Source organism: Rhodococcus sp. P4_B6 (assembly GCF_056402215.1).
The window spans coordinates 111,548-136,625 of the sequence record NZ_JBFUHV010000004.1 but is presented as its reverse complement, the minus strand read 5'-3'; the positions used below and the strand labels follow the sequence as shown (position 1 = coordinate 136,625).

The 25,078-nt window shown below is 67.1% G+C and carries 24 protein-coding genes and 1 pseudogene; 13 read left to right on the top strand and 12 right to left on the bottom strand.

Annotated features, from left to right (window positions below):
* Positions 1 to 20: 20 nt before the first annotated feature.
* Together AC1DWT_RS03100 and AC1DWT_RS03095 are read right to left on the bottom strand one after the other, a co-directional pair.
* Entirely contained in the window at positions 21 to 1,832 is a 1,812-nt protein-coding gene (locus AC1DWT_RS03100; RefSeq protein ID WP_477919683.1) for a DUF4873 domain-containing protein, read from the bottom strand.
* Positions 1,829 to 2,725, bottom strand: coding sequence for an AurF N-oxygenase family protein (locus AC1DWT_RS03095; protein ID WP_477919681.1), 897 nt, complete (start codon positions 2,723 to 2,725; stop codon positions 1,829 to 1,831). The genes AC1DWT_RS03100 and AC1DWT_RS03095 overlap by 4 nt, the downstream gene beginning before the upstream one ends.
* 154 nt (positions 2,726 to 2,879) lie before the next feature.
* Here AC1DWT_RS03095 and AC1DWT_RS03090 point away from each other — a divergent pair, with 154 nt between their 5' ends.
* Positions 2,880 to 3,497, top strand: a complete 618-nt coding sequence (locus tag AC1DWT_RS03090; protein ID WP_477919679.1) for a TetR/AcrR family transcriptional regulator — start codon at positions 2,880 to 2,882, stop codon at positions 3,495 to 3,497.
* A 32-nt stretch (positions 3,498 to 3,529) separates the two neighbouring features.
* On the opposite strand, the gene AC1DWT_RS03085 is transcribed toward AC1DWT_RS03090, so the two are convergent.
* Positions 3,530 to 5,341: a zinc ribbon domain-containing protein gene (locus tag AC1DWT_RS03085; protein WP_477919678.1), complete on the bottom strand. Its 1,812-nt coding sequence runs from the start codon at positions 5,339 to 5,341 to the stop codon at positions 3,530 to 3,532.
* Positions 5,342 to 5,636: 295 nt separating this feature from the next.
* Between AC1DWT_RS03085 and AC1DWT_RS03080 the strand changes: the two are divergent.
* The 3 genes and pseudogenes from AC1DWT_RS03080 to AC1DWT_RS03070 all read left to right on the top strand — a co-directional run.
* Positions 5,637 to 6,596: pseudogene (locus AC1DWT_RS03080) on the top strand (IS1380 family transposase); the annotation flags it as partial.
* A 587-nt stretch (positions 6,597 to 7,183) separates the two neighbouring features.
* A complete protein-coding gene (gene ltrA / locus AC1DWT_RS03075) occupies positions 7,184 to 8,656 on the top strand; it encodes a group II intron reverse transcriptase/maturase (RefSeq protein WP_477919677.1) in 1,473 nt (490 codons plus the stop codon).
* Positions 8,656 to 9,207 (top strand): transposase, encoded by a 552-nt coding sequence (locus tag AC1DWT_RS03070; RefSeq protein WP_477919675.1) that lies wholly within the window; start codon positions 8,656 to 8,658, stop codon positions 9,205 to 9,207. Before ltrA ends, AC1DWT_RS03070 begins: the two co-directional genes overlap by 1 nt.
* A gap of 172 nt (positions 9,208 to 9,379) precedes the next feature.
* On the opposite strand, the gene AC1DWT_RS03065 is transcribed toward AC1DWT_RS03070, so the two are convergent.
* Entirely contained in the window at positions 9,380 to 9,799 is a 420-nt protein-coding gene (locus tag AC1DWT_RS03065; protein ID WP_477919714.1) for a recombinase family protein, read from the bottom strand.
* Positions 9,800 to 10,012: 213 nt separating this feature from the next.
* Here AC1DWT_RS03065 and AC1DWT_RS03060 point away from each other — a divergent pair, with 213 nt between their 5' ends.
* Both AC1DWT_RS03060 and AC1DWT_RS03055 read left to right on the top strand, forming a co-directional pair.
* Positions 10,013 to 10,576, top strand: coding sequence for an SRPBCC family protein (locus AC1DWT_RS03060; protein ID WP_477919674.1), 564 nt, complete (start codon positions 10,013 to 10,015; stop codon positions 10,574 to 10,576).
* A 41-nt stretch (positions 10,577 to 10,617) separates the two neighbouring features.
* Entirely contained in the window at positions 10,618 to 10,968 is a 351-nt protein-coding gene (locus AC1DWT_RS03055; protein WP_206014922.1) for a VOC family protein, read from the top strand.
* 5 nt (positions 10,969 to 10,973) lie between these two features.
* Here the strand turns inward: AC1DWT_RS03055 and AC1DWT_RS03050 are convergent, their stop codons facing one another.
* The 3 genes from AC1DWT_RS03050 to AC1DWT_RS03040 all read right to left on the bottom strand — a co-directional run bounded on the left by AC1DWT_RS03050 (position 10,974) and on the right by AC1DWT_RS03040 (position 13,026).
* Positions 10,974 to 11,453, bottom strand: coding sequence for a sigma factor-like helix-turn-helix DNA-binding protein (locus AC1DWT_RS03050; protein ID WP_378672699.1), 480 nt, complete (start codon positions 11,451 to 11,453; stop codon positions 10,974 to 10,976).
* 125 nt (positions 11,454 to 11,578) lie between these two features.
* Positions 11,579 to 12,040, bottom strand: coding sequence for an alternative ribosome rescue aminoacyl-tRNA hydrolase ArfB (gene arfB / locus AC1DWT_RS03045; RefSeq protein ID WP_477919671.1), 462 nt, complete (start codon positions 12,038 to 12,040; stop codon positions 11,579 to 11,581).
* A complete protein-coding gene (locus AC1DWT_RS03040) occupies positions 12,037 to 13,026 on the bottom strand; it encodes an alpha/beta hydrolase (protein WP_477919669.1) in 990 nt (329 codons plus the stop codon). Before AC1DWT_RS03040 ends, arfB begins: the two co-directional genes overlap by 4 nt.
* A 175-nt stretch (positions 13,027 to 13,201) precedes the next feature.
* Between AC1DWT_RS03040 and AC1DWT_RS03035 the strand changes: the two genes are divergently transcribed.
* The gene (locus AC1DWT_RS03035; protein ID WP_477919668.1) at positions 13,202 to 14,296 is read left to right on the top strand and encodes a GmrSD restriction endonuclease domain-containing protein; all 1,095 of its coding nucleotides are present in this window, start codon (positions 13,202 to 13,204) and stop codon (positions 14,294 to 14,296) included.
* Positions 14,297 to 14,404: 108 nt separating this feature from the next.
* Entirely contained in the window at positions 14,405 to 14,701 is a 297-nt protein-coding gene (locus tag AC1DWT_RS03030; RefSeq protein ID WP_072947495.1) for a response regulator transcription factor, read from the top strand.
* A 3-nt stretch (positions 14,702 to 14,704) separates the two neighbouring features.
* On the opposite strand, the gene AC1DWT_RS03025 is transcribed toward AC1DWT_RS03030, so the two are convergent.
* Complete coding sequence (locus AC1DWT_RS03025; protein ID WP_477919665.1) at positions 14,705 to 15,991, bottom strand: alpha-hydroxy-acid oxidizing protein; 1,287 nt, start codon at positions 15,989 to 15,991, stop codon at positions 14,705 to 14,707.
* A gap of 117 nt (positions 15,992 to 16,108) precedes the next feature.
* Here AC1DWT_RS03025 and AC1DWT_RS03020 point away from each other — a divergent pair, with 117 nt between their 5' ends.
* Complete coding sequence (locus tag AC1DWT_RS03020) at positions 16,109 to 16,882, top strand: VOC family protein (protein ID WP_072947497.1); 774 nt, start codon at positions 16,109 to 16,111, stop codon at positions 16,880 to 16,882.
* A 33-nt stretch (positions 16,883 to 16,915) separates the two neighbouring features.
* Here the strand turns inward: AC1DWT_RS03020 and AC1DWT_RS03015 are convergent, their stop codons facing one another.
* Complete coding sequence (locus AC1DWT_RS03015; RefSeq protein WP_477919663.1) at positions 16,916 to 17,845, bottom strand: alpha/beta fold hydrolase; 930 nt, start codon at positions 17,843 to 17,845, stop codon at positions 16,916 to 16,918.
* Between the two features lie 49 nt (positions 17,846 to 17,894).
* Entirely contained in the window at positions 17,895 to 18,512 is a 618-nt protein-coding gene (locus AC1DWT_RS03010) for a TetR/AcrR family transcriptional regulator (protein ID WP_072947499.1), read from the bottom strand.
* Positions 18,513 to 18,599: 87 nt separating this feature from the next.
* Between AC1DWT_RS03010 and AC1DWT_RS03005 the strand changes: the two genes are divergently transcribed.
* From AC1DWT_RS03005 to AC1DWT_RS02995, 3 genes are all read left to right on the top strand, one after another.
* A complete protein-coding gene (locus tag AC1DWT_RS03005; protein ID WP_477919661.1) occupies positions 18,600 to 19,946 on the top strand; it encodes a cytochrome P450 in 1,347 nt (448 codons plus the stop codon).
* Positions 19,947 to 19,992: 46 nt separating this feature from the next.
* Positions 19,993 to 21,153 carry an alkaline phosphatase family protein gene (locus tag AC1DWT_RS03000; RefSeq protein ID WP_072947501.1) on the top strand — a complete coding sequence of 387 codons (1,161 nt, stop codon included), beginning with the start codon at positions 19,993 to 19,995 and terminating at the stop codon, positions 21,151 to 21,153.
* A 74-nt stretch (positions 21,154 to 21,227) separates the two neighbouring features.
* On the top strand, positions 21,228 to 21,989 hold the full coding sequence (locus AC1DWT_RS02995) for an HNH endonuclease family protein (protein WP_477919659.1): 762 nt from the start codon (positions 21,228 to 21,230) through the stop codon (positions 21,987 to 21,989).
* Here AC1DWT_RS02995 and AC1DWT_RS02990 read toward each other — a convergent pair whose 3' ends face one another.
* On the bottom strand, positions 21,990 to 22,613 hold the full coding sequence (locus tag AC1DWT_RS02990) for a DUF3060 domain-containing protein (protein WP_095863477.1): 624 nt from the start codon (positions 22,611 to 22,613) through the stop codon (positions 21,990 to 21,992).
* 34 nt (positions 22,614 to 22,647) lie between these two features.
* Positions 22,648 to 23,667: a beta-ketoacyl-ACP synthase III gene (locus tag AC1DWT_RS02985; RefSeq protein ID WP_072947504.1), complete on the bottom strand. Its 1,020-nt coding sequence runs from the start codon at positions 23,665 to 23,667 to the stop codon at positions 22,648 to 22,650.
* Positions 23,668 to 23,952: 285 nt separating this feature from the next.
* On the opposite strand from AC1DWT_RS02985, the gene AC1DWT_RS02980 reads away from it, so the two are divergent.
* Positions 23,953 to 25,068 carry a DUF4185 domain-containing protein gene (locus tag AC1DWT_RS02980; RefSeq protein WP_072947505.1) on the top strand — a complete coding sequence of 372 codons (1,116 nt, stop codon included), beginning with the start codon at positions 23,953 to 23,955 and terminating at the stop codon, positions 25,066 to 25,068.
* Positions 25,069 to 25,078 lie beyond the last annotated feature (10 nt).

Below are 25,078 nucleotides of genomic sequence, written 5' to 3'. Positions count from 1 at the left end.
GAGTCCGATTCGCTTCCAGACTATTCCGCCGACGCGAGTTTGGCCGCGGAGACGGGAACCTCGACGTCGACCGGTGCCAGCGAGAATGGCGGCGTCCCGACTCCGGCGATCCGGAAGTGGCCCCACGGGTCGCGCTCGGCGAGGGCGGCGGGTGCCTCGCGACCGTCGCCGATGGTGAGGAACAGCGGGGTGCGGTTGCGCTGCTTCGCCGCGTCGACGCCGTCGCCGACGACGCGGCCGTACCAGTGGTAGAGCCCGTCCAGCGGTTCGAGGTGACCGTTCAGGAAGACCTCGACGGCCACGGTCAGGTCGCCGGACGTGAGCACGCCCGGCCCCCGGTACTCGGTGTCGTCCTCGCGTTCGGTGAGTGAACTCAGCTCGAAGTGCCGGTCGTCTGGGGTACGCAGGCGCCGCCAGTACGATGCGCTCGAACCCGGCCACGCCGCCCGGTTGCGGCCGGCGGAATCGAGGTACCAGCTGTCGCAACCACCCGAATTCCACACCGAGCCCTCGAGTTTGCGGTGGATCACCCGGTTGAATTCACGCTGCGCGCCTGCCCGCACCTCGATCCGCGTTGCGTCCCGTTTCTGCATCAGCGCCAGGCAGCGGGTGATGTAGTGCGCCTGGGCCTCGATGACGAAGACGATCGACTGATTGCCGCCTCCGGAGTTCGGGCCCATCATGAGGAAGAAGTTCGGGAACCCCGTCACCGCGACACCGAGGTACGCCTCCATGCCGTCGCGCCAGGCCCGCTGGATCGTGAGCCCGCGACGACCGACGATGTGCTCGTTCTCGAATCGGTCGCCGACCGCGAATCCCGTGCCGTAGACGATGACGTCTGCGTCGTGCATGCGCCCGTCCTCGGTGCGGATCCCGCGCTCGGTGACCTCCGAGATGCCCGACGTGACGAGGTCGACGTTCTCCCGTTGCAGGGCCGGGTAGAAGTTGCTGGACACCAGGATTCGCTTGCATCCGATCGTGTAACCGGGGGTCAGGGCGGCACGCAGGGCGGGGTCGTGCACCTGCCTCCGCAACAGTCCCCGGGCGGCCGATTCCAGCACCGTCATCAGTCGTGGGTGCAGGAACCCGGCGATCAGCGATTCGTGGCTCCAGTAGATCGCGTGGCGGTAGGTCTTCTGCGCGCCGGGAACAGCCTTGAACACTGCCTTCTCGCCGGCGGTGATCGGGCGGTCCAGCTTCGGCAGGATCCAGTGCGGTGTCCGCTGGAAGACGTCCACGTGTGCGGCCGTCTTCGCGACCTCGGGCACGAACTGCACGGCACTGGCTCCCGTGCCGACGACCGCGACCCGCTTACCCGTCAGGTCGACCGAGTGATCCCATTCGGCGGAATGGAATGCTTTTCCCCGAAACGACTCTCGTCCGGCGAACGCGGGAACGCTGGGTTTGTGCAGCGGCCCCGGGCCCGCGACGACGATCCGCGGGTGGAACACGGAACCCGAGCGAGTCTCGACCCGCCACCGGTCCGTGGTCTCGTCGAAGTCGTAGGCGATCACCTCGGCACCGAACCGAAGGTGGGGCGCCAGGTCGTAGTCGCGGACCACGCGCTCGATGTAGTCGAGAATCTCGGGCTGCCGCGCATACATCCGGGTCCATTTCCGGTTGGGCGCGAAGGAGAACGAGTACATCAGCGACATCACGTCACAGCCGCACCCCGGATACGTGTTCTCCCGCCACGTTCCGCCCACGCGATCGGCCTTCTCGAGGACGACGAAGTTTTCCTGCCCCGCCTCCTTCAGCTTGATCGCCATGCACAATCCGGCGAATCCGGTACCGACGACGAGGACGTCCGGCTCGGCGAATCTGTCGGTCACAGGAATCCCCCGCGCCGCCACAGCGCGCGGGAGGTCGCTCGCATGAGGCCGTTCTCCTCGAGGAACGCTGCCAGCGATTCGAACCCGCGGCGTTGATTCTCGCGAAAGTTCGGATTTGCCAGCGCCTGTCGGCGCGCCTCCTTCGGATCGAGTCCGGCCCGCTCGTACATGACCGGGTTGGTGAACAGCCGCTGGAACAGCGGGCCGCCGATCCCCTGCAGCGTGCCGACCCACAGCCGGTCGATCCGGTGGCCTTCCGCGACACGGCGACGCACCCCCTCGCGCGCGAAGCGGATGTGCCGGGACTCCTCGGTGACGTGGATCCGCATCAGCCGGGAGATCATCGGCTGCAACTGCGGGTCTTCGAGGACGCGCCGCTGCGTGGCGTCGAAGATCTCCTCGCCGATCAGCGCGGCCACCCAGAGCATGGTTCCGCGAAATGTTTTGGGCAGCACGTTGACCACGACGGCCTGGTACCACCGGAGCTGGAAGGGCTTGGCGCCCATCTGCTCGATGGCGCGGCCGAACATCGTCATGTGCCTGCACTCGTCGCCCATCTCGGTGAGCATGTACCGGGTGTGCAGCGAACTCGGATCGTTGTGCAGCAGCGCGCGCAGCAGCGCCTGGTTGAGGATGTTCTCGAACCAGATTCCGATGCTGAGGATGTTCGCCGATTCCTGCCGGGACAGCTCGATGCGCTGCGCCTCGCTCATCGCGTCCCACATCTCCGTTCCCCACAGGGACAGGACCTGTGGCGGCAGGAAGTACTTGCCGTCCTCGAGCGGCGCGTCCCAGTCGATGTCGACGACGGGAGCGTACGAGCGCTTGACGGAACCCGCGAGGAGTCTGCCGGCGACTTCCTCCCGGTCGATCGTGTGTGAACGCTGAGACATCGCTGATCCCTTCGTCGAGAGCGATTCCCTCTCGTTGCCGTTTATAGGTAAAACGTAAACCCGGGTGTGACCCAGGTCAATGGTTGTCTGTAACTCGAGTTCACATTTGCACTTCCGGTTTGCACCCACCCCACCCGACCAGCACAATCAGGCCGTGAGGACGCGGCCGACGACACCGACCCCGAGCGAACTCCGGGAAAAGATCCTCGACGCGGCCGAACAGTGCCTGATCGAACTCGGGTACAGCACCCGGCTTCACGCGGTCATCGCCGAGCGCGCGGGACTGTCGCGGCCCACGCTCTACAAGCACGTCGGCGATCAGTCCGCCATCCTCGAGGCCCTCTTCCAGCGGGAGATCTCCCGCTTCTTCGTCGTGCTCGACCCGATACTGCGGGGACGGCAGAGCCAACTCCAGGTGCGATTCGTCGACGCCGTCGTGTTCGCCGTCCAGTACGCCCGCGGACACCGGTTGCTGCAGAAGGGATTGCGCGACGACCCCGAGGTGGTGCTCCCCTGGTTCACGGTGAAGGCGAAGCCGATGATCGAACTCGGGGCGCAACTGCTGACCCCCCACTTCGAGCGCCTGTTCACGCCCGAGCAACTGTTCGGGGTGAGTCCCGCCGCCATCTCCGAGTGGGCGTTCCGGATCATCGGTTCCCTCGTCATCACGGAGGGAATCGTGGACACATCCGACGAGCAGGCATTGCGCGGGTTCGTCCGGTCCCTGCTGTCGGTCGCGTTCATCCCGCAACCGGACGTGCATATTCCTTGACGCGTATATACGCGTAGGGGCCAGCAGCGCATCTACAGCGTCTGCATAGATCTCATGCTTCCTACCACTGACGTGGCTGGCGTGGGAGATGTATGTACTTCACGGCTACCCATACCCTGCGGTGTTACGGGTTGTACCGTGTCCCACACCGACGCTTGTGGCGCAGGAACAGTCTTTGTCTGGTTCACCCCCACCGGTGGTGTCGCGGCGGGAGCACTGTGACGGACACGGCGATGCCGCGGCCGGCTCGGAGTGGGACACATTTTGTCGCGGCATCGGCGCACCGGCGCATGCTCGACCACCCGGATCTGCGGATTCCGGCCGCGCTTACGAACGGCTTTTCCGCGTCCCAGCAATGCTCGTTTGGCCAGGTTCACGGCGGCCACATGGTCACGGTTTCCGCCAATTTTGCACCCCGAACACCATGCGGTGTGGTATCCGCCGGGGCGAGAGAGTGGTTCGTTGCAGCCCGGACACAACGCGGAGGATCCGCGTGCCGGTACCGACACCACCACCGCACCGACACCGGCGGCGGTGTGCGTGAGAGCGTCGACGGCTTTCCGGCGGGCCGATTGCGCGGCCCGATTGTTGTTGACGCGCCCGTGCCCGCGGGTCTCGAGGGTGGTGAGGTCTTCCACCGCGATCACCGTCGCGCCCGCCGCGGCAGCGAAGTCGGTAACCTGGGAGCTGAAGTGAAACGCCATTTCCCGGTTGATCTTCCCCCGCTTGATGCCCACCGCCTCGCGGTGGGCATCGAGGACGGCGATCTTCGCATCGAGTTGTGCTCGGACCTCGGGGGGAGCGGTCGCGGCGAGCCGGCGCAGGCTAGCAGCTTTGCGGTGCAGCAGTTGACCCTCGGTTTGCAGGCGCGCCAGTTTGATCCCAAGGCCGCGATCGTCGTAGGTCCAGCCCTGGTAATCAGACACCAGCCCGTCCGGGGTTTCGGTGGTGATGGCGGCGGCGCCGAGAGTGGCCGGGGACCAGTCCACGCCCACCGCGSAAGTTCCCGAKGTCASATCAGCGGCGGGGACCGTCTCGGTGGCCGCGCACCGCAACAGCAGACCTCGGTGGTCGAGATGAAGGGTCGGGAGATGCCACTCGCTGATCGGCCGCCCGTGCAGGTGCGGTGGGATCGCGGCGGTCAACCGGACTCGTCGCCACTGCGCGCGCCCTTCCGGGACGGGAGTGGTTGGCAGTTTCACCGTCAACGTCATGACGGTGTCTGTGACGGTGAGGTGTGCGAGTTGTCGATCCGCTGCGGAAAGCCAAGCCATCGCCGAGGTCTTCGGTGGTGCTTGCATGTCGGTGATCCGCAACCGGCCGGCGAGTGCCCCGCCCTCGCGGCGGGCGCGCGCGGTGAGCTGCCGCACCACGCCTCGGGCGAATCCGGCCGGGAGGTACTCCGCCGCAGTGGTGGGTGCGGCGAGGCGGCTGGTGGCCGGGTCGAACCGGGCCGACAGCGACGCGATGGCGGTGTCTCGGTATGCCAGGGTCCGCAGCGTCGCCACCGCTTGTGCAGTCACCACCCGCGTGACACGCGACGGGACGTAGACCCCGTCCGGGTAATGCGGGGTCCAGCCCAGACGCGCAGCAGCGACATGACCCTGTATCGGGAGCTTGCGGCCCTGGCGGTCCACGCCGGCGGCCAGGACATCGAAGGTGGCCGGTTGCCACAGCCGCGCCAGCATCTGCGCTTCGGCGCCCGAGATCAGGTCGAGCAACCACCCCACCCGGGTGTCGACGTCGTCGAGCCCGATCGGCTCACCGGTGATGTCATCGACCGCCAGGTAGGGGCGGGTGGTGAACGAGAACTGCCGCAGCGCAGTGTATCCGGCGTTGGCCATCAGTTAGTCCTCTCCAACCGTGCTGCCGCATCGCCGACGAAGTCGACGTTGATTCCGCTTCGACCGCAATTGGTAGTAGCGGCCGGAAAACGAGGCGAGCAATGCCATGAAGTCGTCCATCAGCTCCTCTACCAGCGCCTTGTCCCCATGTTCACGCAGGACCTCGACCTTAACCTCGGGCTTTCACGCTGGTTATGCCCCGGCCGCGTGTTGATCATGAAGAAAGGTGCTCTGAACTGGGAGAATATGGCTTGCTGAGGGCCGATATTCACTGCGTTCGAGGAGCACCTTTCTGGTGGGCAAGTCTACTTCGTGGTACCCGTCGCTGTCCGTTGACCCCGCCGGAACTGGTGTCGTGTCGCACGCCGGGGCGGTGTTGTTGCTACGTACCGCAGAGAAAACTGGTCTGACGACCGCGTTGTCGAGTGCGCTCGAGCCGTGGCGTAAACCGACGACCTCCCATGATCCGGGCAAGATCATCGCCGATCTGACGATGGCACTCGCCCTGGGCGGCGACTGCCTGGCCGATATCGCGCTGCTACGTGAAGAACCCGCAGTCTTCGGCCGGGTGGCGTCCGACCCCACCGTCTCGAGACTGATTGCCGCATTGGCCGCTGACGCTCCGAAAGCGTTGGCGGCAATCAACTCCGCGCGTTCGACAGCCCGACGGATCGCCTGGAACGCCGCCGGTGAACAGGCTCCCGACCATGAGATCGACGCCGGACATCCGCTGATCATCGACCTCGACGCCACCCTGGTCACCGCTCATTCGGAAAAGGAAAGGGCTGCCGCCACCTACAAGAGAGGGTTCGGTTTCCACCCGCTGTGCGCGTTCGTGGACCACGGACCGGACGGTACGGGAGAGCCGTTGGCGATGATGCTGCGACCGGGCAACGCCGGCTCCAACACCGCCGCAGACCACATCGAACTGATACGGCAAGCATTGCGGCAGTTGCCGTTCACCGCCAAAGGCGGACGGATCGGCCGCAAGGTACTGATCCGCACCGATGCGGCCGGCGGCACCCATGCCCTCATCGACTATCTGACCACACAGAAGTTGTCGTACTCGATCGGATTCGGTCTGACCGACACCATTGTCACCGCCATCGACGCCCTTTCCGAACAGGCTTGGATCCCCGCCTACAACGCCGACGGGCAACCCCGCGACGGCGCCTGGGTGACGGAGGTAACCAGTCTGCTCGAGCTTCCCGGTTGGCCCGACGGGATGCGGGTCATCGTCCGCAAAGAACGCCCAGTGCGCCGTGAGGCGCTGTTGATTCGAATGGAGGTGAAAGACCTGCATCGCCGATCCTGTCGCAGCAGGACGGTGGAGCTGAGGGCAGCCTGATCCGGGTGGTGCCGGGGAGGGCGGGAAGCAGCCCTGACAAAGCCGGGACGTGTCAGCACTGCCAGATGGTGCGGGTCCGGCGAGCGGGACGGAAAGGAGTACGAGAGGAACCGGCGTTTACGTCTCTTCATCTTGCACCGGCTCGAATCTGGCGGATCTGGGCCGGCAGCGGTGCGCACCCACCGAGTCGTCGGTGGGGAACTCCTGGGTCGGATAGGTCGGCTGGCCGGGAGACCACGGTGAAATTGCTGCGGGGTAGCCGTGGTGATGCCGCAGGGACAGAGTCGGGCTCCTCCTCCGTCGAGCGAACAACAGTGAACACGGGAACCATCTCGGTCTTACCGACCTACGGGCATCCGGTCCGTGGGGACGGTTGGGCGCACCGACCGCCGATCAGGTCGGGATGGGGCGGAGCCGTCGTAGTACTCCGAGCCGGGGAAAGCCCGGCACATGGGGAAGGGCGGCAGCGGTATCGAGAAGGGAAGGAGACTGTAATGCCGAAAGACGCGGCGGTGAACATCGTCGCCCCGGACATCGCGGACCCACCGGGCCCACGTGCTCGGGTATCGGGGATGCAGGCCAAGCTTCACCATTGGGCGGCGGCCGATTCCGGCCGCAGGTTCGATGACCTGTTCAACTTCGTGCACGATCCGGCCACATTGCGTGTGGCGTTCGAACGGGTTGCGGGCAATACCGGCGCGAAGACTCCCGGCGTCGACGGTATGACCGTCGCCGACGTGGAGGCGAGTGTGGGGATGTCCGGATTTCTGGACGATCTGCGGACTCAGTTGAAGGACGGCTCGTTTCGTCCGCTTCCGGTGCGGGAACGTAAGATTCCCAAACCGGGCGGCAGCGGGAAAGTCCGGAAGCTGGGGATTCCGACGGTTGCGGATCGGGTCGTTCAGGCGGCGCTGAAGCTGGTGCTGGAACCGATCTTCGAGGCCGACTTCCTGCCGGTCTCCTATGGGTTTCGGCCGAGGCGGCGGGCGCACGACGCAGTCGCGGAGATTCAGTATTTCGGCACCAAGGGTTATCGCTGGGTGCTGGATGCCGACATCGAAGCGTGTTTCGATTCGATCGAGCACACGGCCCTTATGGGCCGGGTGCGAGAACGGGTCAAAGACAAGCGTGTGTTGCTGCTGGTCAAGTCGTTCCTCAAGGCCGGAGTGCTGAGCGAAACCGGCCATCACGAGGACAATCCGACCGGCACGCCGCAAGGGGGCATCTTGTCGCCGCTGTTGGCCAACATCGCCCTGAGCGTGCTCGATGAGCACGTTCACGGGCCGTGGCAACCGGGCGGCGCTATGAGCACCCCGACAGGTCGCGCTCTCCGTCGTAGGAGAGGCCTGCCGAACTGGCGAATCGTGCGCTACGCGGACGATTTCGTCGTGCTCGTGTTCGGTAGCTGCGACGATGTGAACGACTTGCGCGAAGAGATCGCTGATGTGATCGCGCCGTTGGGGCTTCGGTTCTCCGAATCCAAGACCCGAGTGGTGCACATGGGCGAGGGGTTCGACTTTCTCGGGTTCCGCCTCCAGTGGAAACGCAAGAAAGGGACGGACAAGTGGTACGTCTACGTGTTCATCGCCGACCGGCCCCTCCGGTCGCTGAAGGACAAGATTCGTGCCGTGACGAGCAGGCTGTCGCAGCAGCCACCCAGGGACGTGCTGATCCGGCTCAACCGGATCATGCGCGGCTGGTCCAATTACTTTCGGTACGCGGTAGCCAAGAGTGTCCTGCAATCCCTCGCCATCTTCGTGTGGCACAGGATTGCTCGCTGGTGGATACGGCTGCATCGGTGGAGTTGGACAGATCTTCGACGGCACCTCATCGGCCCTCACGGGACGTGGAGGATGCCGTCGGCGGACGGGGTCGAACTGTTCAATCTCGGCCGGGTACCGACTGCACGATATCGGTACCGCGGCAGTAAGATCCCGAATCCCTGGGCAGTGGCTAACCACGCTTGATGGCAGAGACCGTGGAGAGCCCGGTGCGTGGAAACGCGCACGCCGGGTTCGGCGAGCGGCTCGCAGAAACGGGCCGGTGGCGACACCGGTACCGCGCTGCGGGCCGACTCAACCACCCCGGTGCACAACTGCGCTTCACCGACCGTGACGGGCTGCGGTTGACCGCGTTCGTCACCAACACCGAAGGTGGACAATTGCCCGATCTGGAACTGCGGCACCGGCGCCGGGCACGCTGCGAAGACCGGATCCGCATCCTGAAAGACACCGGCCTCGAGAACCTTCCGCTGCACGGCTTCGATCAGAATCGGATCTGGCTCGCCCTCGCCGCCCTCGCCGTCGAGGTCACCGCATGGATGCAGATGCTCGCGCTCACCGACGACCCAGCCAGTCGGTGGGAGCCGAAACGGCTACGACTGCGCCTGTTCGCGATCGCCGGGCGCATCGCCCGTCACGCACGAAAAGTGCATCTGCGGCTGTCCGCCCACGCACCCTGGATCGACTTGCTGATCACCGCATTGACCCGTCTCAACGCAATCCCCGACCCTCTCTGACCAGTACCAATCCGACTGCCGAGACGAAAGGAAATCAACTTTCGGGGCCCTGGACCCCGACGACCACCCGACCGCGTCGGGCGACCGCGCGTTGCCGAGCACCGAATCCACGCCCGAAACACCCAACCCGAAACTAATCAGAGCGACACGTCAGACGCATGCAAGATCGAGGTTAACGCCGACCACCGACAGGTAACGTTCGATCCATGCCACCGGAGAATCGCGCCAACCGATCTCGCCACACCACTCGCACCACCGTGAACCGGCCCTTGGCTGTGTCGTCGAGCATCCGATTCAGTCCCGCTCGGGTCTCCCGCAGACCGGAACCACGATCCTTGTAGGCCCTGTACACGGTGCCGGTGGCACTCTCACGAAGCACCTTCTCTTGATTGGCAAGCGAGGATTCCTGACCGGTAGAGCCGGACACCCGGCCATACAATGCTTCCGCCCTGTCGGCCCGAACGCTCTCCGGTGTAGGTCGACCCAGGTAGATGTCGAGATCCTCCCGATCGAATACTCGCTGATCGGAACTTGTACGCCGAGACGGAAACCGGCCGTCCGACGCGGCCTTCCGGACCCCCACCACCGACATGTTCAGGTATGCCGCCGCCTCGCCGCCTCGCCGATGCGCATGATCCAATAGTGACAGGAAGGACTAGGAAGTTTTAGGGATTGCGGTAACAGTTGAGAGCCTGCACCGCGAACCGTTCGACGAGTTCGAACAGTGGTTGCAGCCCTACCGCCGGCTGTGGACACACCACCTCGACGCCCTCGAGCGGCACCTCGATTCGAAGGAGACCTCGTCATGACCGAGTCGGACGCACGACGCGACTATCGCCCCGGCCCACTCCGGCACGCCGAAGCACGACCTGACGGCACCCGATGGGCATTGACCTTCGTCCGCGAGTTCACGCACTCGCCTGCCGCTCTGTGGACAGCACTCACCGACCCCGGCGAACTGCCGCAGTGGGCGCCGTACACCTCGGACCGGGACCTCGGCACGGTCGGTCCCGCCACCCTGACCATGGTCGACGGGCCGGACCGCATCGAACTCGACGGCACCGTGACACTGGCCGAGGCGCCGCACGTTCTCGAACACGCCTGGGGTGACGACGTTCTGCTGTGGACGATCGAGGAAACCGGCGAGGGAACGCGACTGACTTTGCGTCACACGCTCGACGACCAGCGCACCGCGGCGATGACGGCCGCCGGGTGGCACATGTGCCTGGACGTCGCCGAGGCCCTGCTCGACGGCAACCCGATCGGACCGATCGTCGGCGCCGACGCGATGAATTACGGCTGGCGCGCACTCAACGAGCAGTACTCCGAACGCCTCGGCGTCGAACCGATCGATCCGACGCTGCCGTGAATCGGCGACGGCCGTCCGCCGCTCCCCGGTACCGTTGACTCATGGGCCTGCAATGGGAAGCCGTGGTGGTCAACGCCGTCGATCCGACAGCCCTCGGACGCTGGTGGGCCGAGGCCCTGGGCTGGGGCGCCGTGACCGACGCCGACGGCGACGTCCACATCCGGCCCCGGGCCGACAGCCACCCGGAGATCCTGTTCGTCGCCGTTCCGGACCGCAAGCAGATCCCGAACCGGCTCCACCTCGACTTCCGGCCCGACGATCAGCAGGCCGAGGTCGAACGGCTACTCGCACTTGGCGCCCGGCACGCGGATGTCGGTCAGGGCGAGCAGAGTTGGGTGGTGCTCGCCGATCCGGAGGGCAACGAGTTCTGCGTACTTTCCGGCCGGCCCTGACGCGATCAGGCCACCTTCGCCCGCAGGGCTCGCAGCGCCTCGTGCTGCACGACCAGAACCCGGCCCACCGGGAGACCGAGGACGCCCGCGGTGTCGTGCGCGGACAGTCCGTCGATGACCCGCAGCAGCACGATCTCCCGCGCGGTGGGATCGAGTCCGTGCAGTAATCGGGCCACTTCCGCCGGGAGGTCGGGGCTTCCGGAACCACCCTGCGCGTCCGCGACGGTCCGGCTCACGACGCGGTACACCTCACGGACCGGATGGTCACTGCGGGCGAGGGACGGAAGCTGCCGCGCCACCGCGAGCAGCGCCTGCTGCGCCACCTCGTCCGCGGGCCGCGTGACCTGCGTGGAATTCCCCACGCGGGTACGGCAATACCGCACCACCTGCGGCCACAGCGTCGCCGTCATCCGCTGCACGGCCTCGCGATCCCCCGCCGCGGCGGCCGTCGCCGCCGAATGTAATTCCTCGTCAAGCACACTCATGCTGCCCTCGATCCCCCGACCTCGCCGTCTCCGGTCATCCGTGACGGCGCTTCCGTACTCATCTTCCGACACACGAGGGGGCAACACATCCGGGAAGTTCCCCATTTCTCGGTGCGTGAAACCACCTACATGTCCGGCTTCCTGCGCAAGCTCTTGGTCTGGCCGCGTTGCTTCTTGGCGTCGAGTCTTCGCCGGTGTGAACCCTTGGTCGCCTTGGTCGGACGCCGGGTCCGCGTTTCGGCCAGGACGGCCGCGCGCAGCAGCGCCGCCATCCGGGCCCGTGCCGCGCGCCGATTGCGCAGTTGCGAACGGGTTTCGGACGCCGTCACGCTGACCACACCGTCAACGAGCCTGTGGCCCAGCTGAACCTGCATGCGTTCGAGCTGGGCGGGAGACAGGGTCGACAACGTCCACAGGTTCACCCGGAGTTCCACCCGCGAGTCCGTGGTGTTCACTCCCTGGCCGCCGGGACCACCGGCGCGGGAGAACCGCCACTGCAACTCGGCGGCCGGGACGACGAGCGAACGGGTGATCTCCAGGTCGTCGGTGACCTCGCCGCCGGGAAACACCGGAGGAACTTCGCTCACACTCCCAGCGCCCGAGCCAGCACCGGCCAGGAATCGTGGAGGTCGTCCTGCCAGTATCCCCACGAGTGTGTCCCCGAGTTACGGAAACTCGTGGTTGCAGGTATTCCCAGTTCTTCCAGGCGATCCGTGAATCGATGCGTGCAGTAGTTGGTCACCGCTTCGATCGGACCACCCGCGTAGATCTGCCGCGCGAGCACCCCGACGTTCCCCTCGATACCGGGGCCGTCGAGGGTCTCGTAGCGCCCCGGTAGACCGTTGCCGTTGGAGAGGAACAGTTCCGTGCCGCGCAATTCGGCGGCATGCACGAACGGGTCGTTCGCCGACCACGCCGGATCGTCCGGCTCGCCGTACATGTTGGCCGGGTTGCCGTAACCGTAGTTGTCCATGGTGATCTTGATGAGCAGCTGACCGAGCGGATCACTGGTCAGAGCGCAACCGCTGTAGGCGGCGGCGCCACGGAACAGGCCGGGGGCGGCGATCGCCAACTGCAGTGCCGCGGTGCCGACCCGGGACATGCCGGCAAGCGCGTTGACTCCGTTGGTTCCGAGGGCCGCGTCGACGACCGGCGGAAGTTCCTGAGTCATAAAGGTCTTCCACTTGTTCACCCCCATGACCGGGTCGGGGCTCTTCCAGTCCGTCCAATACGCGTTCTCGCCGCCGGACGGGCTGACGACGTTCACGTTCTGATCGGCCAGAAACTCTTCGACATCGGTCTTCTCCCGGCGGATCTGGCCGTCGAGGAAGTACAGCGTCGGCCGCGGCGCGCTCGTATCGGCGGGCCGCTGCACGTACACCGGCACGACGCGTTGCATCGACGCCGAGAAGACGTGCAGCGTCAAATGTCTCGGATCGATCACGGTGACGTGGTCGAGCTTCGAACCGTTCGGCGCCGCCACGGAACCGAGCGCCCGACCGGTGTCGACGACCGGATCGGCGGCCGCGACAGTGCCGCCGAGACAGAGGGACATCACGGTCACGGCCGTCACGGCCGCTGTGCGAAATTTCCCCCGTAAGACATGTCGTGTCACGACCGTATACCGCCCTCCACCCGCACGAATTCCGGTCCCGGGGCATGCTAACAGTTCCCGCGATGTGCCGAGTAACGGAAGAGACCTTCCGTGCGATGAACATCCGACCCCCCACGTTCATTGAAGGACCGGCATGACGTCTCCCCTGCCCACATCATCTGCCGCTCGCAAGAAGTGGCCCTGGATTACCGGCGGGATCGTCGTAGCCGTCGCCGCGGTCGCGTGCAGCAGCCCCGGACAGGACGACCAATCGGCCCAGGCCACAGCGGTATCCGTGTCCGCGACCCCCGCGGCCGCCGCTTCGACGGTAGCGGCTGCCACGTCGAGTTCTTCGACACCGGTGCCGGTTTCGTCTGCGCTGGCACTCTCACCGGTCACACCCGCCGTGGTCGGCGGCGCCGACGCGACCGCCGCGCTGCAGCAGCTCGCCGGCCTCGAGATCAAGGGCCGCGCACCGAAGACCGGGTACGACCGGGATCTGTTCGGCCAGGCGTGGACCGACGACGTCACGGTCGAGGGCGGCCACAACGGGTGCGACACCCGCAACGACATCCTCGGGCGCGACCTCGTCCAGATCGTGTTCAAGCCGGGCACCCGCGACTGCGCGGTGCAGACCGGAACCCTGCACGACCCCTACACCGGCACCACCATCTCCTTCATCCGCGGCGAGGGCACGTCGAGCGCCGTGCAGATCGATCACGTCGTCGCGCTGTCCGACGCCTGGCAGAAGGGCGCGCAGCAACTCGACACCGCGACCCGGGTGAACTTCGCGAACGATCCGCGGAACCTGAAGGCCGTGGACGGCCCGGCCAACCAGCAGAAGTCGGACGGCGACGCCGCAACCTGGCTGCCCCCGAACAAGAGCTACCGGTGCACGTACGTGTCGGATCAGGTGGCGGTGAAGGCAGCGTACGGGCTGTGGGTGACCCAGGCCGAGCACGATGCGGTCGCCCGGGTCCTCCAGGACTGCGGGGCGGCGACGCCCGCCGCGGCGCCCGCCCCGACCACCGACCCGGCCCCGGCCGTGGTGCCTGCACCGGCCCCCGTTCCCGCTCCCGCCCCGGCGCCCGCACCCGCCCCTTTCGTGGACACGGCGGGGCCGAGCGACGTCTATTACAAGAACTGTTCGGCGGCCAAGGCCGCCGGTGCCGCACCGGTCCACCGCGGCGAACCAGGCTACGGCACACACCTGGACCGCGACGGCGACGGTGTCGGCTGTGAGAGCTGAACCGGGCCTGCCGAGACACGCACCGCCACCACCAGTTAACCTGAACTGCCTGCAGGGACGTCGGGTACCTGTAGTCATTTCTGTACATGTCAGAAAGATGAGACCGGCATGACCACTGCACCCGACGCACTCGGGCACCCCCCACATACGGACGAACCGCCAGTCGCCCGCGTCTTGGAGAAGCCGGCGTTGTCGGCGCGCGAGATCGAGGTTCTCCGCCACTGGCTGCGCGGCGACTCCAAGCTCGCCGTCGCCGCCGACCTCCACATCGCCCTCGGCACGGTCAACACCCACCTGACCCGCATCCGCGAGAAGTACGCACTCGTGGGGCGTGACGCGTCCACCAAGACGACACTGCTGGTGCGGGCCCTGCAGGACGGCATCATCACCATCGCCGAACTCTGAGGCCTACGCCCTGCGCAGGGCGCCCCGGTCGATCTCGGCCACCGACGTCAGACCACTGAGACCCATCGTGAGGTCGAACTCGGCGATCACGTTGGCGGTGGCATCGCGCGCACCGGCCTGACCCGCGAGGGCCAGGCCGTACAGGTGGGGCCTGCCGAGTGTCACGGCGTCGGCACCGAGCGCGAGCGCCTTGAAGACGTCTGCTCCGGTGCGGATTCCGCTGTCGAGGAGCAGCGTCAGCCTGCCGTCGACGACGGGCGCGATGTCCACCAGAGCGTCCAGCGACGACACGCTGCCGTCCACCTGCCGCCCACCGTGATTCGACACGACGATCCCGTCCACCCCGGCATCGAGCGCACGCCGGGCGTCGTCCGGGTGGAGCACGCCCTTGAGGAGGATCGGCAGCGATGTCCGACTGCGGAGGGTCTCGATGTCGGCCCAGCTCAGCGACGGCCGGGAGTAGATGTCGAGGAACGTCTCCACAGCGGCCCGCGGTTCCGGCGACCGCAGGTTGTCGAGGAAGCGGCCCGGGAAGCGCCGGGTCATCGACACCAGCGACCGGATGGCGCCGAGCGTCACCTCGACGTCCGGCTTCTTCGCCGCCGCCTTGATCCGGTCGTGCACGATCCGGCGGAATACCGGATCGGACGTGTACTGCGCGATGCCCTGCCCCTGMGCGAACGGCAGCGAACCGAGGTTGAGGTCTTCCGGCCGCCAGCCGAGCATCGTCGTGTCGAGGGTGACGACGACGGCGTCCGCCCGGATGTTCGCCGCCCGCTGCAGCAGGCTGTCGACGAGGTCGTCGTCGGTGCTCCAGTACAGCTGGAACCATCGGGGCGCGTCGCCCATCGCCGCCGCGCTCTCCTCCATCGGGGCGCAGCCCTGGTTGGAGAAGATGTACGGCACACCCAGTTCGGCGGCGGCAGCGGCGATGGCGACATCGGCCTCCGGCCTGGCCAGTTCGGCGGCGCCGACCGGAGCGAGCAGCACCGGCGCCGGAATGCGGCGCCCGAACAGTTCGACTCCGATGTCGCGCTTCGAGACGTCGCGCAGCACCCGGGGAACGATCTGCCACTTGTCGAACGCGTCGCGGTTGGCCTGCATCGTGCGGCCCAGCCCGGCGCCGCCGTGAACGTACGCCCAGCCCTTCGCGCTCATCTTCCGCCGCGCGCGCCGCTCGAGGGTGTCGAAGTCGGTGGGAACGGAGGGGGTGCGGCCGAGGACGCCGTCGCGGTAGATCAGATTCTGGCGGGCCCGGCCCGGGCTGTCCTGGTTCTCGCTCACAGACATGCGCCGAGTCTTCCACAGCACATCGCGAACCGGCGCCGGGTCGCGCGCACGCGTAGGTTTGTGACCGGCACCACACCGTGCGCTGCCTCGAACCCCCTGACGTCCTAGGAGACCGCGATGCCCGACCGTCCGTCCCTCACCGGCGCTCCCTGCTGGATCGATCTCACCAGTTCCGACCCGCAACAGGTCATTCCGTTCTACACCGGACTGTTCGGGTGGAGGTCCGACACCAGCGAGGATCCGCAGTACGGCGGCTACTCGATCTTCAGCATGAACGGCAAACCCATTGCGGGCCTTGGCCCCCAACAGCAGGGCAACCCGTACGGCAACGTGTGGACCACGTACCTCGCGTCCGAGGACGCCGCGGCCACCGCGGCGACGGCCGCCGAGGCGGGCGGCCAGGTGATGATGCCCGCGATGGCCGTGGGCGACCAGGGCACGATCGCCATCCTCGGCGATCCCGCCGGCGCCGTCATCGGCGTGTGGCAGGCCGACCAGCACACCGGCTTCGGCCTCGTCGACGAACCCGGCGCGCCGGTCTGGCACGAAACGCTGTCGCGCAACTACGCGGCCGCGCTCCCCTTCTACGCGGACGTGTTCGGCTGGACGTATCAGACCCTCGGCGACACAGACGAATTCCGGTACTCCCAGGCCAACATCGGCGACCGCACCGTGGCAGGCATCATGGACGCCGACTCGTTCCTGCCCGACGGCGTCCCCTCGTTCTGGCAGTTCTACATCGGTGTCGGCGACACCGATGCGGCGGTCGCGAAGGTGACCGAACTCGGCGGCAGCGTCCGGCGCGAACCGGAGGACACCCCGTTCGGGCGGCTCGCCTCCGTCGCCGACCCCCTCGGCGCCACCTTCCAGATCACCACCCTGCAGTCCTGACCTCGAGACGGTGGCGCGCGGGCCGCGCCACCGTCACACCGGGCCGAACGGCGCCTGCGCCTCCTTGGCGTCCCAGATGTCGAGGAGCGAGCGGAGAATTTCCTCCGACATGCCCAGGCCGCCGAGATGGCTTTCCCCGTGCATCGTGTGGAACTCGGCGTCGGGCAGCAGCGACACCATGTGCTGCCCGTGCCGGAGCGGGATGATGTGGTCGCAGTCGCCGTGCCACCACCGCACCGGGGTCTTCACCGCGTTCACCCGGAATCCCCAGTYCCGCGCGAACAGGACGAGGTCGGCGAACGGGGCACTGAGTTGTTTGCTGCCGCCGTTGAGCAGATCGTCGAGGAACATCGCCTTGAACTCCGGCCGCGCGAGGAGACGGCGATCGCCTTCCGGGGACATCCGCCCGTACAGGTCGATGATCGGCGACGCGAACGGCCTCGCCAGCCTGATGACCGAACTCGCCGCCAGCCCGACCGGGACGCCGCCCGCCGACAGCACCGGTGCGGCCAGCACCGCGAGATCCATCAACCCGCTGCGGATCGCGTCGGGACCCTTCGTCGGCGCGACACCCCCGAGGATGCCGGTCGCGACCACGCGGTCGGGCATCGCGTACGCCGCGGCGAGTGTGTAGGGACCGCCGCCGGACAGGCCGATCACGGCCATCTGGTCGATGCCGAGCGTGTCGGCGACCGTGCGCAGGTCCTCCGCGAAGTCGATCACCGCGCCGTAGCGGTGCGGGGTCGACGACCCGACCCCCGGCCGGTCGATCCCGATCAGCCGGACGTGCTCGCGTTCGGCGAACGCCCGGGCCTCCATCGGCACCTGACGCCGCGCGCCGGGTGTGCCGTGCAACCAGAACACCGCCCTGCCCTGTGCCGAACCGAACTCCGCGAAGCCGAGCCGACGCCCCTCGCCTACCGCGACCGTGCCCTCCAACTGCGGGCGTGCGATATCCACCATGCCCACAGCTTCGCACGTGACGGTCGTCACGTTTCCGGCCGGGACCCGCTCAGCGGTGTGCGGTGGACGTGAACTGGTAGGTCGCGGCGTCGACGATCTGCTCGGGAGACACCTCGATCTCACCGTTCAGCCACGCCGTCATGAGTTCGGCGAGCCCGCCCACGAACAGCAGCGCGGTGATCTCGTCCTGCGGCGACGACCACGCCCGGTCGCCGTAGAGTTCCCTCGCCTGCTCCGCCACCAGCAGCGCGAACGCCCGCAGCAGTTCACGTCTTCGCGTCCGCAGCGGTTCGGCGCCCGCCGATTCGATGATCGACACCCGCCCCTTCCGCGGGTCGGCCGTCAGGATGTCGACGAACGCCGCGATCGCCGCCCGCACCCGCACCTCCGGGTCGCCCGTCACGGTCCGGAGCGTGACCCTCGCAGCCTCGCCGATCTCCGCGGCGATCCCCTCGATCACCTGCACCAGCAGGTCGTCCCGGCCGCGGAAGCTCTCGTAGAAATAGCGTTCCGTCAGTTTCGCCTCGGCGCAGATGGCGGTCATGGTCGCCTTGTCGCCGCCGACGGTCCCGAAGACCTGCAGCCCCGCTTCGAGAAGTCGCGCACGACGTTCGGCCGCGCGCTCCTCCGAACTTCTCCCGCGGTACTGCCGCGCCGGCTGGCTCATGACTCGATGTTGACAGACCACCTGGTGTGACGCACACTACAGACATCTGACATGGCGTCCTGTCACATACCCGATGAGGGAGTGCCCGTGCCCAAAGTTCTCGCTGCTCCGCCGCAGGAAAGCACGCTCAGTCCCATCTCGGGGAATGCCGGATTCCCCGTCATCGGACACTCCCTGGAGTACTTCCGCGACCCGATGGGACTGCTCCAGAGCCGCTGGGACCGCTACGGCCCCGTGTCCTGGCTGAGCATGGCCGGCAAGAGATGGGTCACCGTGCTCGGCCCCGACGGCTGCCAGACCGTGCTGCAGAACAAGGACCGCGCCTTCGTCAACAGCGACGGGTGGAGCGTGCTGATCGGACCATTCTTCCACCGGGGGCTCATGCTCCTCGACGGCGACGAACACCTCGTCCACCGGCGAATCATGCAGCAGGCTTTCACCCGGGACCGACTGTCGCGCTACACCGAGGCACTGCATCCGGCCGTCGCGAACGGGCTCGACACCTGGCGGCCCACCCCGGGTTTCGCCGTGTACCCGGCGCTGAAGGAACTGACGCTCGATCTCGCCACGAGCATCTTCATGGGCGGCGCCGAGGGGTCGACGCCACGGGAGATGGCCGAGGTCAACAAGGCCTTCATCGACTGCGTGCAGGCCGCCACGTCGGTGGTGCGGTACCCGCTGCCCGGAACGCGGTGGAAGCGTGGCATCGACGGACGCCGCCGACTCGAGGAGTTCTTCCGCCGGTACCTGCCGGCCCGTCGCGCAGGTGCGGGCGAAGATCTGTTCTCCGCCCTGTGCCACATCGAATCCGAAGACGGACAACGGTTCAGCGACGACGACGTCATCAACCACATGATCTTCCTGCTGATGGCGGCGCACGACACGTCCACCATCACGCTGTCGACGATGATGCAGTACCTCGGCCAGCATCCCGAATGGCAGGAGCGCTGCAGGCGGCAGTCCGCGGCGCTCGGCACGTCCACCCCCGGCTACGCCGAACTCGAAGAACTGACCGACCTCGACCTCGTCATGAAGGAATGCATGCGCCTCGTTCCACCGGTCCCGGTGGTCGCGCGGCGAGCGGTCCGGGACACCGAGGTGCTCGGCCACTACATCCCGAAGGGCACGTACATGTCGGTGGTCGTGCACTTCACCCACCACATGCCCGAGTACTGGCCCGACCCGGAGAGGTTCGACCCCGAGCGGTTCGCACCCGAACGCCGCGAGGACAAGGTCCACCGGTTCGCGTGGGAGCCGTTCGGCGGCGGCGTGCACAAATGCCTGGGGATGCACTTCGCGGGCGCCGAGATCAAGACGGTCATGCACCACCTGCTGCAGCGATTCGACTGGCAGGTGAGCCCCGGCTACGTCGCCCCGCTCAACTACACCTCGCTGCCGTTCCCCTCCGACGGCCAGCCGGTGGACCTGTACTGAGCCGACTCCGTAGTGCAGCCTCGGCCGATCCACCATAGTGGGAGTCATGACCGTTACGGCGCCCCCGCTCGACGTGTATTCACAGCCCACGCTGTCCAACCTCATGCCGTCCGTCCTCGCTTCGCTGGGTGTCGCCGGCGAGCCGAACCGGCTGCACCTACCGGACAGCAGGCACACCGTCGTGATACTGATCGACGGCCTCGGCTGGAGCCTGCTGCGTCGTCACCGCGAGCGCGCCCCGTTTCTCGACAGCCTGACCGGACGGCCGATCCGGGCGGGGTTCCCCACCACGACCGCCACCAGCATCGCGTCGTTCGGCACGGGACTGCCGTCCGGCGGTCACGGCATCACGGGCTACCAGTCATACGTTCGTGAGGTCCGCGGCACGATCAACTGGTTGTCGTGGCGCGCAGGCCACAAGGGCGACGAACTCACCCGGCTGGTCCCCGAGGTCCTGCAGCCCGCACCGACCGTGTTCGAGCGTGCCGCGGCAGCCGGTATCGCGTGCACCACCGTGGTTCCGGCGAAGTTCGACGGGTCCGGGCTCACCCGTGCCGTCCTCCGCGGCGGGAAGTTCGCCGGAATACACGCGTACGGTGACCTGATCGCACACGTCGTCACCGCGGCCCGATCCGGCGAACGGACGCTCACCTACTGCTATCTCAGCGAAATCGACACCCTCGGGCACATCTACGGTCCGGGATCCGCACCGTGGCTGCACCAACTCGACCTCGTCGACCGGCTCGTCGAGAGACTCGCTGCGGAACTCGCGATCGCGCAACCGGGCGCCGCCCTCCACGTCACCGCCGACCACGGCATGGTCACCGTCGACGACGCCGACAAAATTGACTTCGACGACACACCCGCGCTCTCCGACGGCGTGGTGGCGCTCGCAGGCGAACCGCGGTGCAGGCACGTCCACGCGCGAGCCGGAGCCGCGCACGACGTCGCCGCCCGGTGGAGGGGCGAACTGGGACACCGCATGTGGATCGGCACCAGAGACGAGGCCGTCACCGCGGGACTGTTCGGTCCCGCCGTGCGGTCCGAAGTGCAGGGCCGCATCGGAGACGTCGTCGCCATCGCGCAGGGCGGTGTCGCGGTGGTCCGGCGCAAGGCGGAGTCGCGGCTGTCCGCCCTGCCCGGGCAGCACGGCGCGCTCACCGACGACGAGTTGCTGATTCCGCTGCTGCTGGGCGCCGCCACGTAAACCCGGGTCGTTCACCGGTTTGCCGGGTCACTCCTGATAGAAATGACGAACAGCGTTGATTTCAGGAGAGATTCATGCCCCGCTCTGCGGTACCGAACACCGGCTCCATCATCACGACCATCAGAACCAAGTGGCCCTGGATCCTCGCCGGCCTGCTCGTCGTCGTGCTCGTCACGATGCTCTCACCGGATCCCGACGACACCCTCGCCTCCGGAACCGGACCGGCCGCGCCGGCGGAAGCCACTGACGCACAACAGATCCAGGTGGCCTTCACCCAGCTGTCCACCCTCGAGGTGAAGGGCAGGGCACCGAAGACGGGGTACGACCGGGAGCTGTTCGGCCCCAGCTGGACCGACAACGTGTCGGTCGCGCTCGGACGCAACGGCTGCGACACCCGCAACGACATCCTGCGCCGCGACCTCGTCGACATCACGTCGCGGGACCGCACCCGCGACTGCGTGGTGCAGCCGGGTACGTTGCGGGATCTCTACACGGGCAACATCATTGCGTTCACCCGCGGCACGAAGACGTCGGACGCCGTGCAGATCGATCACGTGGTGGCGCTGTCGGACGCGTGGCAGAAGGGCGCTCAGCTCCTCGACGCGCAGACGCGGGCCGACCTCGCGAACGATCCCCGCAATCTGCAGGCGGTGGACGGACCCACCAATCAGCGCAAGAGCGATGCCGACGCGTCGACGTGGCTGCCCCCGCTGGCGGCGTACCGCTGCACCTACGTGGCACGGCAGGTGGAAGTGAAAGTGGCGTACCGACTCTGGGTGACGCCGCCCGAACGCGATGCGATGGCCGCGGTGCTCACCGGGTGCGGCGCGCGGTGATCACGCTCCGGGCGGGGTGAGCCGGTTCTCGGAGCCGGTGTCGACCGCCGGGGCGGTCGCACCGGAGTCCCAGTCGACGGAGTTGTTGGAACCGGTCACTTCGAGGGAGTCGAGGGACACCGCGCGCACGAAGTTGTCGTTGCCACTCACCGTCATCGCACCGGCGTCGTCGACGTTCAGGGAGTTCCCGCTTCCGGTGACCGAGATCCGCTCCGCCTGCTTGCCGAGCACGGTCACGGCGTTGCCCTGCAGTTCGATCGATTCGACGACGTCGATGGTGGAACTGTTGCTGCGCCCCGAGATGGTGAGCGTTCCGGTCTGCCCGCCGACAACGCTGGTGTCCTGACCGCGCACGACGACCGCGTTCGACGTGGCGACGGTCGCCGAGACACCGTTGGCCTCGATGGTGACGGTGCCGCACTCGCCCTCGAGGACGACCCCGGCACCGTCCCGGTTGACGATCACGTCGCGGCCCGCGCAGTCACCGCCCGAGTTCAGTTCCACCGCAGAGCCGGACACCGTCGAGGTGCCGGCCCCACCGGTGCTCCCGCCGCCGCAGCCCGCGAGGGCCACGGCGGAGGACATCAGCACCGCGACGGCGACCGACTGCCGGGTGACACCCATCGATCCCTGCTTTCCTGCCCCCGACGGGACCGGGTCAGTTCTTCGCGAGTACCGGCATCGTCACGACCTGGGCCGCGTAGGACAGCCCGGCGCCGAAGGCGAGCAGCAGGGCGGTGTCGCCGGGCTTGGTGGCGCCGGACTGCAGCATCTCCTCCATGGCGAGCGGCACCGATGCCGCCGACGTGTTGCCGCTCTCGGCGATGTCGTCGGACACGGGCACACCCTCGGGAAGCTTCATGCTGCGCGCGATCACCTCGGTGATCCGCGAGTTGGCCTGGTGCGGGACGAACGCGTCGAGATCGTCGACCGACATGCCGGCCTTTTCGACCGCCCGCAGCGCGACCTTGCCCATCTCGAAGGCGGCCCAGCGGAACACGGCGGTACCCGCCATCTTGATGTACGGACGCGTCGCACCCGGGGTCGTGATGTATTCGTACCAATCCAGGTCCTGCACGATCGCGTCGGCCTGGGAGCCGTCCGAACCCCACTCCACCGGTCCGATGCCTGCGACGTCGCTCTTGCCGACGACCACGGCCCCGGCGCCGTCACCGAAGATGAAGCGCGTCGAGCGGTCGGTCGGGTCGGTGGTGATGCTCATCTTCTCGACACCCACCACGAGGGCGTAGTCGACGGATCCGCCGCGAACCAGGTCGGACGCCACGGTCAGCGCCGTGCAGAAGCCCGCACATCCACCGCCCAGGTCGAACGCTCCCGGCCCGTTGGTGCCGAGGGCGTCGGCCACCAGCGCGGCAGCAGGCGGTGTCAGCAGCAGGTACGTCGACGTGGCGACGATGACGCACCCGATCTGCTCGGGGTCGATCCCGCTCGCCTCGATCGCCTTGCGCCCCGCCTCGATGGACATCGTGACGACGTTCTCGTCCTCCGCCGCGAACCGCCGGTTGCGGATGCCCGAGCGCGACTGGATCCACTCGTCGTTCGAGTCGATCAGTTCACAGATCTCGTCGTTGGTGACGACCCGTTCGGGCCGGTACACGCCGAGCCCGAGAAGGGCGGACTGCCGACCTCCAGCCACGGTGGCAATCTGCTTTCCCATCGATCGATCTCCTCATCAGGTCCCGCGTGGTTACGCGCAGTGTGGACTTGTCGCCAGCACACGTTACGTCGGCAGCCGCCCCGCGGGTAGCACCGGTTCCTGTTACTCGCGGGTAACATCGGATCTGCAGGGGCACGGATGAAACGAACAGGGCGGTCAAATCGACACTTTCGGAAGAACAGACTTGTTAGACTTCTCGCGATTTCCAGCAGTTGATCACCGGTAGGGGGAGTGGTCTCTTCAGGCCACGCAGTGCCGCCTGCTGCTAGAGATGGAGTGACCTTCGTGAAGCGAACCAGAGCTCTTGCAGCAGCCTCGCTCGTCGGCGCGGCCGTGACGTTGATCGCATTCGCGGGCCCGGCCGCCGCGAACCCCAACGCCATCAATCCGATCCCCGGACTCAACGGCACCAACGGGATTCCCCACCTCACCGGACGCACCCAGGCGGTCGCCCAACAGACCGGTATGCTCAGTCCCAACCGCACCCAGGACGCCAACGTCCTCGGCACCGACCTCGGCGTCATGTGGGACAACGGCCAGGGCCAGGTCCTCACGGCGTTCGGCGACTCCGCCGGACTCGGACTGCCCAACCTGCTGTCGGGCAGCCTGTGGGCCTGGCGCAGCAGCACACTCTTCCGCAGCTCGGACGGCATCCTGTCCGACGGGATGAACTTCGACAGCTCACCCCGCGACATCTTCGGCCAGTCCAAGGAGCTCGTCCCCAGCCCGAAGATCCCGTTCGTCGAGATCAGCCGCATCCCCACCGCGGGCGTCGCCGTCGGCAACACCCAGGTGCTGAGCATGATGTCGGTGAAGAACTGGGGTCCGGCGGGCACGTGGGACACCAACTACTCCGGCCTCGTCTACTCGCAGGACAACGGCGAGAACTGGACCGTCGCCCCCGAGACGCAGCGCCCGAACGTCGGGGGCAACGCCAACTTCCAGATGAGCGCGTTCGTCAAGGCCGACGGCTTCGTCTACCAGTACGGCACACCCGCCGGGCGCGGCGGACTCGTCCACATCGCCCGCGTCCCGGAACCCCAGATCATGGACCTCGGCGCGTACGAGTACTTCGACGGCGCCAAGTGGATCAAGGGCAACCCCGACGTCGCCAAGCCGATCATGCCGGGCGGCGTCGGCGAATTGTCCGTCGCGTACAACGAATACCTCGGGCAGTACCTCATGCTGACCACCGATCAGTTCAACTCGGTGGTCATGCGCCGCGCACCGTCGGTGACCGGACCGTGGGGCCCACCCGAGGTACTCGTCGACACCCGGGAACTGCCCACCGCGTACGGCGCCTACATCCACCCGTGGTCGTCGGGACGCGACCTCTACTTCCTCACGACGGTGCACAACAACTACAACGTTCTCCTGATGCGCACCACGCTCACTCCGTAGCGGTCGTACT